The sequence below is a fragment of the Massilia atriviolacea genome (assembly GCF_003953935.1).
GTDB lineage: Bacteria > Pseudomonadota > Gammaproteobacteria > Burkholderiales > Burkholderiaceae_D > Telluria_A > Telluria_A atriviolacea.
Genome location: NZ_RXLQ01000017.1, coordinates 27,782 through 40,400, shown reverse-complemented (window position 1 = coordinate 40,400; position 12,619 = coordinate 27,782). Strand labels below are relative to the sequence as shown.

General features: G+C 62.9%; 11 protein-coding genes. 8 read left to right on the top strand and 3 right to left on the bottom strand.

The genetic code is table 11. The features are described from left to right. The first annotated feature begins 28 nt into the window (after positions 1–28). From tssB to EJB06_RS25145, 8 genes are all read left to right on the top strand, one after another. Positions 29–538: a type VI secretion system contractile sheath small subunit gene (gene tssB / locus EJB06_RS25180; RefSeq protein ID WP_126076782.1), complete on the top strand. Its 510-nt coding sequence runs from the start codon at positions 29–31 to the stop codon at positions 536–538. Positions 539–540: 2 nt separating this feature from the next. Beyond that, on the top strand, positions 541–2,025 hold the full coding sequence (gene tssC / locus EJB06_RS25175) for a type VI secretion system contractile sheath large subunit (RefSeq protein WP_126076781.1): 1,485 nt from the start codon (positions 541–543) through the stop codon (positions 2,023–2,025). A gap of 37 nt (positions 2,026–2,062) precedes the next feature. Continuing rightward, positions 2,063–2,554: an Hcp family type VI secretion system effector gene (locus EJB06_RS25170; RefSeq protein ID WP_126076780.1), complete on the top strand. Its 492-nt coding sequence runs from the start codon at positions 2,063–2,065 to the stop codon at positions 2,552–2,554. A gap of 23 nt (positions 2,555–2,577) precedes the next feature. Further along, positions 2,578–3,069, top strand: a complete 492-nt coding sequence (tssE, locus tag EJB06_RS25165; RefSeq protein ID WP_126076779.1) for a type VI secretion system baseplate subunit TssE — start codon at positions 2,578–2,580, stop codon at positions 3,067–3,069. A 2-nt stretch (positions 3,070–3,071) separates the two neighbouring features. Continuing rightward, the gene (tssF, locus tag EJB06_RS25160) at positions 3,072–4,916 is read left to right on the top strand and encodes a type VI secretion system baseplate subunit TssF (RefSeq protein ID WP_126076778.1); all 1,845 of its coding nucleotides are present in this window, start codon (positions 3,072–3,074) and stop codon (positions 4,914–4,916) included. Beyond that, on the top strand, positions 4,880–5,965 hold the full coding sequence (tssG, locus tag EJB06_RS25155; protein ID WP_126076777.1) for a type VI secretion system baseplate subunit TssG: 1,086 nt from the start codon (positions 4,880–4,882) through the stop codon (positions 5,963–5,965). Before tssF ends, tssG begins: the two co-directional genes overlap by 37 nt. 34 nt (positions 5,966–5,999) lie before the next feature. Further along, on the top strand, positions 6,000–8,657 hold the full coding sequence (tssH, locus tag EJB06_RS25150) for a type VI secretion system ATPase TssH (RefSeq protein ID WP_126076776.1): 2,658 nt from the start codon (positions 6,000–6,002) through the stop codon (positions 8,655–8,657). A 144-nt stretch (positions 8,658–8,801) separates the two neighbouring features. After that, positions 8,802–9,314 carry a hypothetical protein gene (locus EJB06_RS25145; RefSeq protein WP_126076775.1) on the top strand — a complete coding sequence of 171 codons (513 nt, stop codon included), beginning with the start codon at positions 8,802–8,804 and terminating at the stop codon, positions 9,312–9,314. 114 nt (positions 9,315–9,428) lie between these two features. On the opposite strand, the gene EJB06_RS25140 is transcribed toward EJB06_RS25145, so the two are convergent. The 3 genes from EJB06_RS25140 to EJB06_RS25130 form a co-directional block, all read right to left on the bottom strand. Next, positions 9,429–10,412, bottom strand: coding sequence for a hypothetical protein (locus EJB06_RS25140; RefSeq protein WP_126076774.1), 984 nt, complete (start codon positions 10,410–10,412; stop codon positions 9,429–9,431). A 48-nt stretch (positions 10,413–10,460) separates the two neighbouring features. Next, positions 10,461–11,243: a hypothetical protein gene (locus EJB06_RS25135; RefSeq protein WP_126076773.1), complete on the bottom strand. Its 783-nt coding sequence runs from the start codon at positions 11,241–11,243 to the stop codon at positions 10,461–10,463. Between the two features lie 672 nt (positions 11,244–11,915). After that, on the bottom strand, positions 11,916–12,176 hold the full coding sequence (locus EJB06_RS25130) for a hypothetical protein (RefSeq protein ID WP_126076772.1): 261 nt from the start codon (positions 12,174–12,176) through the stop codon (positions 11,916–11,918). Between the last annotated feature and the right edge of the window lie 443 nt (positions 12,177–12,619).

Here is a 12,619-nt window from a genome sequence, read left to right as displayed (position 1 = left end):
ACGCTCCAATCATGTAGAAGGAAACACCATGTCAAAGAAACAAAGTGTCCAGAAGAAATTGCAGAAAGTGCGGCCGCCGCGCATCCAGATGACCTATGACGTCGAAATCGGCGATGCGATCGAAAACAAGGAACTGCCCTTCGTGATGGGCGTCGTGGGCGACTTCGGCGGTGCCTCCGAGGTCGAGAAGAAGCGCCTGAAAGAGCGGAACTTCGTCGGCATCGACCGCGACAATTTCGATGAAGTGATGAAGGGCATCGAGCCGCGCGCCGCTTACCGCGTGGAAAACACCCTGTCCGGCGAAGGCGGCAAGTTCGCCGTCGACCTCAAGTTCAAGTCGATGGAAGATTTCCGTCCGGAGTCGGTGGTCCAGCAGGTCGAGCCGCTGCGCAAGCTGCTCGAAGCGCGCACCAAGCTGGCCGACCTGCGCAACAAGCTGGCCGGCAACGACAAGCTCGAAGACATCCTCAACGACGTGCTCAGCAACACCGAGAAATTGGCCGAACTCGGCCAGCAAGCCAACGCCAAGAAAGACTGACCATGTCCGCTCAACTGACCCCTGCATCCGGCGCCGCCGCGACCCATGAAACGGCCCTGCTCGACCAGATCGTCGAACAGAGCAAGGTGGCCAAATCGAGCGTCGAGCACGCCCGTGCCAAGGACCTGATTTCGGAACTGGTGCACCAGGTGATGGACGGCACGGTGATCGTGTCGGACAACCTGTCGGCCACCATCGACGCCCGTGTCGCCGAACTGGACCGCATCATTTCGGAACAGCTCTCGGCCGTGATGCACGCCCCCGAATTCCAGCAGCTCGAAAGTAGCTGGACCGGCCTGAACTACCTGGTGAAGAACACCTCGACCAGCACCACGCTCAAGATCAAGATGTTCAATGCGACCAAGCGCGAGCTGGTCAAGGACTTCCAGAGCGCGCTCGAATTCGACCAGAGCTCGATGTTCAAGAAGGTCTACGAAGAAGAATTCGGCACCTTCGGCGGCGCGCCCTTCGGTTCGCTGCTGGGCGACTACCAGATCACGCGCCAGCCGGAAGACATGTATTTCGTCGAGCAGATGTCGCACATCGCCGCCGCCGCGCACGCGCCGTTCATCACCTCGGCCTCGCCCGAGCTGTTCGGACTGGAAAGCTACAGCGAGCTGGGCAAGCCGCGCGACCTGGCCAAGATCTTCGACACCGTCGAATACGCCAAATGGAAATCGTTCCGCGACTCGGAAGACTCGCGCTACGTCGGCATCACCCTGCCGCGCTTCCTGGGCCGCCTGCCTTTCCATCCGGCCGACGGCGCCACCACCGAAGGCTTCAACTTCGTGGAAGACGTGGACGGCACCGACCACCACAAATACCTGTGGTGCAACGCGGCGTATGCCTTCGCGACCAAGCTGACCGGCGCGTTCGACGACTTCGGCTGGTGCGCGGCGATCCGCGGCGTCGAAGGCGGCGGCCTGGTCGAAGACTTGCCGACCCATACCTTCAAGACCGATGAAGGCGAAGTGGCGCTCAAGTGCCCGGCCGAAATCGCGATCACCGACCGCCGTGAAAAGGAATTGTCGGACCTGGGCTTCATCTCCCTGGTGCACTGCAAGAACACCGATTACGCGGCCTTCTTCGGCGCCCAGTCGGCCCAGAAAGCCAAGAAATACAACACCGATTCGGCCAACGCCAACGCGGTGCTGTCGGCCCAGCTCCAGTACATCTTCGCCGTCTCGCGGATTGCCCACTACATGAAGGCAATGATGCGCGACAAGATCGGCAGCTTCGCTTCCGCATCGAACGTCGAAGATTTCCTGAACCGCTGGCTGACCCAGTATGTCCTGCTTGACGATAACGCAAGCCAGCAACAGAAAGCCCAGTACCCACTGCGCGAGGCGTCGGTGCAGGTGTCGGAAGTTCCAGGCCGTCCGGGCGTGTACCGCGCCGTGTCGTTCCTGCGTCCGCACTTCCAGCTCGACGAGCTGTCCGTTTCACTCCGACTGGTCGCGGAGCTTCCACCATCGACCAAAACGTAACACCCCGTAGTACCTATAAACCACTGAAAGGAACACAATGGCAATCGACGTCTACCTCCAAATCGACGGCATCAAAGGCGAATCCACCGACTCGGCCCACAAAGACTGGATCGAGTGCCAGTCCGTCAGCTGGGAAGTGCTGCAGCCTAAATCGGCTACCGCATCGACCGGTGGCGGTCATACCGCCGAGCGCACCGAGCACCGCGATATCGTCATCTCGAAACTGGCCGACCTGGCAACCCCTCTGCTGCTGCAGAACTGCTCGTCGGGCAAAACCCTGCCGAAGGCAAAGCTGGAATTCCTGCGCGCCGACGGTCAAGGCGAGCGTATCAAATACTTCGAAATCGAACTGGAAAACGTGCTGATCTCCAGCGTTGCTCCAGCCGTTGCGGCAGGCGACATCCTCACGGAAAACCTGTCCTTGAAGTATTCCAAAGTCAAATGGAAATACACGCAGCAAAAAGTTGGCGGCGGTTCGGGTGGTAACACTTCCGGCGGCTGGGATCTGTCGACCAACAAGACGGCGTAACGCAGTAACGCATCGGGGTACCAATGAAGGGTTTTACGCCAGGTTTGTTTGACCGGTTGATGGACGTGCCGGTCAATGGCTCCTCCAGCGGCACAGTCACCCGGATGTCGATCGAGGACTTGAAGGACTCGGTCGCACGCGATCTCGAGGCGCTGCTCAACACGCGCACCGTGATACCGGAGGAATTGCTGAAACGGTACCCCGAATGCGGTCGCTCGATCGTGACCTTTGGCCTGAACGATTTTGCAGGCCGGTCGCTGTCGAGCACCGACGACCGGGCGTATATCTGCCTGTGTCTCGAAAAAGCCATTGCGCGCCACGAGCCGCGCCTGCGCAACGTCAAGGCTTCGCTGGAAGTGCGCGAAGACTCGGTGAACCGCCTCAATTTCGCCATCACCGCACTGCTGGTGGTGAGCAGTTCCCAGGAACCCGTCAATTTCGACGCCATCTTGCAGCCTTCGAGCCTGCACTACACCATCAGCAAGGCGCGCCGCGCTGCGTCCGGGGGAGCCTGAGTTTGGAAGACCTATTACCGTATTACGAACGCGAGCTGGGATTCCTGCGCCGTTATTCGCGCGAATTCTCCGAGCGTTATCCGAAGATCGCCGGGCGTCTGCTGATCGCCGGCGAGGTGTGCGAAGATCCGCACATCGAACGCATGATCGAATCGTTTGCGCTGCTCAATTCGCGCATCGCCAAGCGGCTCGACGACGACTATCCCGAATTTACCGAAGCCCTGTTCGAGGTGCTGTATCCGCACTACCTGCGCCCGTTTCCATCGTGCTCGATCGCGCACATGGACTTTTCGGGCGCGGCCGCGCAGCTGACCACGGCCACCGCGATCCCGCGCGGCACCCAGCTGACCACGCGCCCGGTGCGCGGCGCGTCCTGCACCTTCCGCACCTCCTACCCGGTGACGGTGGCGCCGGTAGCCCTGTCGGCCGCCTCGTTCGCGCCCATCATCGACACGCCCGAAGCGATCCGCCCGCCGGTCGGCGCCACCTCGAGCGTGTCGCTGACGATCACCAGCACCTCGGACCAGGTCTCGCTGGCCAAACTGGGCCTGGCCAGGCTGCGCGTGTTCATCGACGGCGAGCCGTCGTTCTGCGCGGCCCTGCGCGACGCGCTTTTCATGCGCAGCGTGGCCGCCTACGCCGAAGGCGACAACAGCGGGCGCTGGATGGCGCTGCCGGCCATTCCGGTGCACGCGGCCGGCTTCGACGAGGACGAATCGCTGATCGACTTCGAGGCGCGCTCGCACACCGCCTACCGCCTGCTGACCGAGTATTTCTGCTTCCCCGAAAAATTCAACTTCTTCGACATCGACCTGGCCGCGCTGACCTCCGTGCTGCCGATGGGCTGCCGCTCGATCACCCTGCACCTGGCGCTGTCGGGCATGCGCACCGATTCGAACGCGGCGCGCATGCTGGGCACCCTGACCACGAATAATGTGCTGCTCGGCTGCACCCCGGTGGTCAACCTGTTCCGCCAGCGCGGCGAACCGATCCGCCTGACCCACACCACCGCCAGCTACCCGGTGCTGGCCGACGCGCGCCGCGCCTTCGCCTACGAGGTGCAGGCCATCGATTCGGTCAAGCTGGTGCGCCAGACGCCGCAGGGCGAATCGATCGTCGACTTCCGCCCGTTCTACTCGCTCAAGCACGGACAGACGCCGGAAAAGAAGGGCCATTACTGGGTCATGCGGCGCGACGAAACCATCGCCGAGAAGAGTCCCGGCTTCGAAACCGAGATTTCGATCGTCGACATCGACTTCGACCCGGCCGAAGTGGAAACCGACACCCTCAGCCTGGAACTGACCTGCACCAACCGCGACCTGCCGGCCTCCCTGACCTACGGCCTGCGCGGCGGCGACCTGTTCCTGGAAGGCGGCTCCACCGTGCGCCAGATCAGCTTCCTGCGCAAGCCGACCTCGTCGCAGCGCTTCGAGCGCGGCCGCGGCGCCCACTGGCGCCTGATCTCGCACCTGTCGCTGAACCACCTGTCGCTGGCCGACGGCGGCCTGGACGCCTTCCGCGAAATGCTGACCCTGTACGACCTGCCGCGTTCGCCGTCATCGCAGCGCCAGATCGGCGGCATCGCCTCGGTGGCCTACAAGGCGGCCAACACCTGGTTGCCGGGCAATCCGTTCGCCTGCCTGGTGCGCGGCATGGAAGTGCGCCTGACGATCGACGAAGAAGCGTTCGTGGGCAGCGGCATCCACGCGTTCGCCCACATCATCGAACGCTTCCTCGGCCTGTACGTGCATGCCAACAGCTTCACCCAACTGGTGATCGTATCGAATAAGAATGGAGAAGAGCTATTGAAATGCTTGCCACGAAGCGGCGATTTGAGCCTGCTGTAATCGAGCGCCTGTTCGAGGAACCGTACCGCTTCCAGTTCTTCCAGGCGGTGCGGATGCTCGAGCTATGGCTCAAGCGCCACGGCTCGCCGCAGCAGGGCGCGATCGCCAATTTCCTGCGCTTCCAGAACTCGACTTCGCTCGCTTTTTCGCCCAGCCAGCTCGAAAAGATCGAGTCGGTGCCGCGCGAGCTGCCGCGCCAGGCCAGGTCGCTCGGCGAGGCGCTGCAATCGAACACGCTCAAGTACATCCGCATCACGCCGGCCTTCATGGGCCTGCTGGGCGGGAACGGCGCGCTGCCGGCCCATTACACCGACCGCATCTCGGCCCACATCATCTACAACAAGGATGAAGGGCCGCGCGCCTTTCTCGACACGTTTTCCAACCGCTCGCTGGCGCTGTTCTACGAAGCCTGGCGCAAGTACCGGCTCGAACTGAAGTATGCGCTGGACGGCAAGGACAGCTTCCTGCCGCTGCTGCTGTCGCTGGCCGGGGTCGGCAACGAAAGCCTGCGCCAGCGCCTCAACGACGACCTCGGGGGCGAGGTGCTGGACGAGTCGCTCGGCTACTTTGCCTCGTCCATGCGGCACCGGCCGCCGTCGGCGACGCAGATGTCGCGCGTGCTGTCGGAGTATTTCGGCCAGGCTATCCGCGCCGAGCAGTTCATCGGCTGCTGGTACGAAGTGCCGGCCAGCCAGCAGACCATGCTGGGCGCGGCCAACTCGATGCTGGGCGGCGGCGCCATGGCCGGCGAGCGCGTCTGGCAGCGCGACCTGCGCCTGCGCCTCGTGATCGGCCCGCTCGATCACGACAGCTTCAACGCCTTTCTCCCGGGCGGCAAGGCGGCGCGCGCGCTCAAGAGCATGGTCACCATGTTTACCGGCGTGACGCTGGAATACGAAGTGCAGCTGGTGCTGCGCGGGCCCGACGTGCACGGCATGCGGATGGACGAGGACCGCGCCGGCGGGCGCCTCGGATGGGACAGTTTTCTGGTGACCGGACCGCTGCAGGAAGACCGCAGCGACGTCCGCTACGATATACACGCGCTCTGATTGACAAAACGAACATCAATAAAAGGAACCCCGCATGAGCATCAACCTGAAAACGCTGATCGGCAAACTCAACGAGACCAGCCGTACCGCCGCCACCCGCGCGGCCAGCATCTGCGTCTCGCTCGGCCAGTACGAAGTCGACATCGAGCACCTGTTCCTGGCCCTGCTGGAGCAGCCCAAGAGCGACTTCGCGCTGATCGCGCGCCAGTGCGGCATCAGCGCCGGCATGCTCGAAGCGGACCTGCAGGCCGAAGTCGCGCGCCTCAAGGCGGGCAATTCGCGCACCCCGGTGTTTTCGGTGCGCCTGCCCAAGCTGTTCGAAAACGCCTGGCTGATCGCTTCGCTCGACATCCAGTCCGGCCGCAGCGCCGAAATCCGCAGCGGCCACCTGCTGCAGGCGCTGCTGACCGATCCGGAACTGGCGCAGCTGGCCTTCCGCGGCTCGAAACTGTTCGGCAAATTCGACGTCGAGCAGATCAAGCATAACCTCGACAAACTGGCCGCCGGCTCGCAGGAAGCGGTGGCGTCGCAGCCTGCGGGCGAGAGCCAGAGCGGCGAGGGCAACGACCCGGTCGGCGAGATGGCCGCCAAGGCCGCGTCCAAGACGCCGTCGCTGGACCAGTTCACCACCAACCTGACCGAGCGCGCGCGCGCCGGCAAGGTCGACCCGGTGATCGGGCGCGACACCGAAATCCGCCAGGCGATCGACATCCTGATGCGGCGCCGCCAGAACAATCCGATCCTGACCGGCGAAGCCGGCGTCGGCAAGACCGCCGTGGTCGAAGGCCTGGCGCTGCGCATCGCGATCGACGACGTGCCGGACGTGCTCAAGGGCGTCGAGATCCACACGCTGGACATGGGCCTGCTGCAAGCCGGCGCCAGCGTCAAGGGCGAGTTCGAAAACCGCCTGAAGAACGTCATCGACGAAGTCAAGAAAAGCCCGCACGCGATCATCCTGTTCATCGATGAAGCGCACACCATGATCGGCGCCGGCGGCACCGCCGGCCAGAACGACGCGGCCAACCTGCTCAAACCGGCACTGGCGCGCGGCGAACTGCGCACCATTGCCGCCACCACCTGGGGCGAGTACAAGAAGTACTTCGAAAAAGACGCCGCGCTGGCGCGCCGCTTCCAGGTCATCAAGGTCGAGGAACCGAGCGAGGAACTGGCCTGCGCCATGTTGCGCGGCATGGCGCCGCTGATGGAAAAACACTTCGGCGTGCGCGTCTACGACGAGGCGATCACCGAAGCGGTGCGCCTGTCGCACCGCTACATCATGGGCCGCCAGCTGCCGGACAAGGCGATCAGCGTGCTCGATACCGCCTGCGCCAAGGTCGCCCTGGGCCAGAATGCCACGCCGGCGCTGATCGAAAACCTGGCGCGCAAGCTCGAACGCATCGACATCGAAGCCGGCGCCCTGCAGCGCGAGGAAAGCGCGGGCGGCGCCCACCCGGCGCGCCTGAAGGAACTGGCGGCGCAGCGCGCGGCCGCGGCCGAGCAGCACACGGCGCTGGCGGCACGCTGGGAACAGGAAAAGCAGCTGACCGAAAAAATCATGGAAGGGCGCCGCACGCTGGAAGAGGCGGGGCAGAAGGACGCCAGCAAGGGCAAGGATATCCAGGCCATGATGGCCGAACTGCGCGCCCTGCAAGGCGAGGCGCCGATGGTGCCGGTGCAGGTGGACGGCCACGTGGTGGCGGAGATCGTCGCCGGCTGGACCGGCATCCCGCTCGGCAAAATGGTCAAGGACGAGATCAAGACGGTCCTCAAGCTCAAGGACCTGCTGGAAGAGCGCGTGCTGGGGCAGCCGTACGCGATCGAAGCGGTGGCCCAGCGCGTGCGCACCTCGCGCGCCAACCTGGATGACCCGAACAAACCGAAAGGCGTGTTCCTGTTCGTCGGCCCGTCCGGCATCGGCAAGACCGAAACCGCGCTGGCGCTGGCCGATGTGCTGTACGGCGGCGAGCGCAAGCTGATCACGATCAACATGAGCGAATACCAGGAAGCGCACAGCGTCTCCGGCCTGAAAGGCTCGCCGCCCGGTTACGTCGGTTACGGCGAAGGCGGCGTGCTGACCGAAGCCGTGCGCCGCAATCCGTACAGCGTGGTGCTGCTCGACGAAGTCGAAAAAGCCCACCCGGACGTAATGGAGCTGTTCTTCCAGGTGTTCGACAAGGGCGTGATGGACGACGCCGAAGGGCGCGAGATCGACTTCAAGAACACCATCATCATCCTCACGTCCAACGTGGCGTCGAGCGCGATGATGCAGGCTTGCCTGAACAAGCCGCCGGAAGAGATGCCGACCCCGGAGCAGCTGGAAGAGCTGATCCGTCCGCACCTGATGAAGCAGTTCAAGCCAGCCTTCCTGGGCCGCCTGAAAGTGATCCCGTACTATCCGCTGGGCGACGACGCGCTGGTCAAGATCATCGAACTGAAGATGCGCAAGATCGCCCAGCGCATCGCGGTCAACCACAAGGCCGAATTCACCTACGACGAGGCGCTGGTCGAAGCGGTGCTGGCGCGCTGCACCGAAGTCGATTCGGGTGCGCGCAATGTCGACAATATCCTCAACGGCACCCTGCTGCCGGAAGTGGCCGAGTCGGTGCTGGCCAAGATGGCCGAAGGCGCCGCGATCGCCAGGATCAAGGTCAGCGCCGACAAGAAGGGGCAGTTCAAGTACACCATCAAGTAAGGCTGGCGGCGGCGCCGCCCGCACAGGGTGGCGTCGCCGGTATGTGTGTTTTTACTATTGCAATATGATAAAGTCTGTTATGAAAACGGGAGCGCTGCGCTGTCGGTGACGCTTTAATCGAGAATATTCAAGGAGGAAGTTGGAATGGCTACTAGTTCATGGACAGCAGGCAAAAATGGCCCGAAAGACGTGGCGGAGCTGCGCAAGCATATGCTCGCGCAGGTCAAGAGCGCGGCGACATCGCAGCTGATCGATGCGAAGTTCACGCGCGATCATATCTACGCCGGCCATAAGGGCGGTACCGAAAAGCTGGCGACGATGCTGGCGAACCAGCGCGAACTCACCAAGAGCACTCTGCTGATCAGCTCGATGTCGGCACAGGCCAGGGAAGAAGTGGTGAACTGGATCGCCAAGATTCCAAGCACCATGCTGACCCTCAATCACGGCGTCTGGTCGATCAATACCACCAACAGCGCCGTGCCGGCCCTGAACGTGTACAAGTGGGCCACGGTCGACTTTGCGACGCTCAAGAGCATGAATTCCGACGACGTGATCAAGAAAAGCCGCAAGTGGTTGACCGAGTCGGAGAAGAAGCCCGAAATCGCCTGCCAGTTCGGCGCGAACGGCTGCCCGGTCATCTATCACCTCAATTACTGAGCCGGGGACCAGGCCGACGACCACGCGGCCTTCCCGCGCCTGGCTGCCGCTGCGGCGCAGCCGGAAACCGATGCCTGCCCGGCGTCGCCAGCATGCGGCGACGCCGGGCAGATGTCATTGGGGGGCCGGATCGGGAATGATCGCCCTGGCGCCCGCTGGGCAATCGATCAGGCAGAACGGCGCGGCGCGGTGCGCGGGGGCGCCCGGCGCCGGTTCGCCGGCCGCCATCGGCACGTCATCGGGCACGTCATCGGGCACGGTGTAGCGGAAGGGCTGGGGCGGCTCGCCGTGGCGCGCAAAGGCGGTTCTTCCGGCGCCGAACATGGGGCCGGCAAAGGGCTTCGGCGGCGCGCTGTGCAGCGCCTTGATGCCGCGCCATTGCGGCTGCAGGTTGACGGCGCTGGCGCAGCTCTCGCGCGCGGCGCCGGGGCACAGGGCCTTGAGGCTGTCGTGATAGTAGCTCAGGAACAGCCAGGGCTGGCGCAGGCGCTTGCCGGGATGGTCCGGCGCCAGGTAGGCGGCTCCGCCCGCCATGAAGACCCGGTCGCCGGTGCGCTTGCCGGTCTTGGGACTGATGGCAAAGCCGCGCCTGTCGAATTTGACGATGAAGAAGACGCTGCCGAACTGCTTCGGCTTGACCAGGTAGGGCGAGCGCGCGACCGCCTTGTACAGTTCGGAAGTTTCTGCGCTGCCGCTGGCGTCGCTGGCGGCGTACAGCCAGTAGCGGAACGGCCAGGGCTCGAACGGGAGCATTTCGCGCGGGCCGACGAAGCTCCAGCGGTCGACCCAGGTATCGGCGCCGCGCACGTGGCAGCGGACGCGACCCTGCGGTTCGGCCTGGCTGATGCAGGCTTCCCAGTCGCCCTGGCCGACATCGAGCACGACCGCGTCGCTGAGCTCCTTGAAGGGTTTGAGGTCGCCCTTGTTGGCGTACATGGGCAGCCAGTTCTTGCCGGGTATGATGGGCACCAGCAGGTCGTTGCCGAAGTTGGTGTAGCGGCCGTCGGTGACGCCGCCGGCGCCGCAGATGCCGGCGGCGCCCAGCAGCAGGGCGGCCAGGGCGGCGCGGCGCGCGCTGTCGGTTGATCGGATGGTCATTGTCGGTGTCGTTTCAGTTGTGTACAAGAGGGTGGGGCGGACGATGCGTCAGGCGCCGAGCCTGAAGCGCGTGCGGTGGCGTGCCAGCGCGACCTGTGCGTTCGTCTCGTAGAACGGCGACGATCGCCCGGGAAACAAGGCGATTCCCTGGTGGGCGTTGAAGTCGTGGGGCAAGGGGAATCCGTAGACCGTGAAGATGGCTTGCGCGAGCTCGCCTCCCGGCATGATCTGATAGGGGGAACCGTGTCCCAGCCGCCCCAACGCCGCGCACATCGCCAGGAGCATGATCGAGACAGCGATGAACTGCGTCGCCGATATGGCATATCCCTCGGCGTACATGGACACAAGGAGTGCCACCTCGAATACGGCCCAGACGCCGACGATCAGCGCCCACATTGCGCGCCGGTTGCTGCGCACCAGCGCCTGTTCGCCGGCATAGACGCCGTAGGGCAGCAGCATCAGATCGTCGGCGCTACGGATGACGCTGTGCACGTAGTGCAGGTCGCCGCTGCGCGCCACCACGGCGCGCAGCACGTCGCCATCGGCCAGCTGGTTGGCATTGTCGAACATGCCGTACAGCGTCAGGCCATCGAGCTGCGCGGCGAAGATATGGGTGTGGTGGTCATCGAATTCGAACAGACAGGTTTCTTCGGCCAGTGCCTGGTGTCTGGCGGCCAAGGATGGGTCGGCGTTAGCGCCATGGTGCCGCAGGCGCGAGGCGAGCTTGTTCAGCAGTTCCGTTTTGGTGGCCGCCATCTGCAGTTCACTGAGCGTGCCCTCGACCAGGAAAAGCTGTCTGCCGTGGTACTCGGCGGTAGGGTGTGTGAGCATGCGTTAGCAGGTCCGTGGTGCCCGGCTGATATCGGAGGACTTGGAACCACCCGGAATTTGCTTAAATGACTATTTTATCCTATTGATCGAGGATGGGATCAACGTCAGGCCCGCCGGCCCAATACCAGCCGATGAGAGCACTTTCTGGACCTGAGCAGGGGACGAGTCAGCGCCATCAGAGAAGCGATGACGTAATCGCCTGGCGTGCGGTTCGGATAGTCCAGGAAAATCAGACCGAGGGCGGCGAAAGACCACATGCCGATGACCCAGCCCCGGAAAGTTCGCAATGATTCTCTACGCAGTACGCCATATCCAGCGAACGTGTCGCCAGGCAGCAATAACAAAGGATCGCGTAAGTATTTCCCCTCCCCATTGTTGTGCCGGCATGAATTATTTAGCGTTTGGCAGGATTGAATCTGCTTTAATTTTTATTAAGTGCCACTTCGGCTTCGTCATCGTCGATTAACAGGCTTTCGCCTGCAGCGTTAGTGAGCGCATCGTACATTTCGCGTACCGATTTGCCGTCATCGCCGACTTGCTGCTGGACTTGAAGTCGCTGTTCCATGCCGTGGAGGAGGTGAACACGACTACGCGCTGTTTGTAATTCGCTCAGCGTTCCTTAGATAAGAAATAGATTTTCCCCGTCGAAATTAGTTGCATTTGCGTAAGCCATTATTCCGCTTCCTGAAAGGCAGCATCGGCCGCGGCGACGTCGAAGCGCCAGGCCGGCGCCAGCTTGCCCAGCAGCGAACGCAGCCCGATCGCGGCGTCGGTCGCGAGCGCGCCGATGGTGAAGCGAAAACCGGCGCTGATGGTTTCTTCGCCGCGCACGCATTCGGCCAGCAGATTGTCGGCCCCGAGCGGCGTGGACAGGCGCAACAGGCGGGTGGACTGGGTGAAACTGGAGAGCATGGCGGCAAGCGGTGTCGACATGGAGGGCGGCGGGCAGCTTTCGGCCAAAGAGGCGTAGTTGCAAAAATGTTACTGTGGCCGAGATGGTAACCCGGAACGTCCTTCCCGCGCCAGTTACAAATAGGATGAGAAAATTCTCCAACCTGATCCTGATGCAGGGCGGATCCCTGTCGATATCGAAGTCGCCGCACTGAACCTGGCTTTCAATGATGCAGCTTGAAAATTCCGTCAGATGCTGTGCAGGGGGCGAACTTGGAGCGCAGGGACGAGCTAAAAAGGTGCTTGGTAAAACGTGTTTTAAACACAAATTATGTTTGTCAATGTATAATATTGAGTTGCTCAAAAGTAGCGCAAGCTCGGTTGCAATCTCATGTTTAGATGAGCGCGTAGCCGCCTTTCATGGTGAAGACAGCCTGCGGAAGGCCGCCCCCAGTGCAATTGACCTGGTCGTTGTTGGTTGAGCC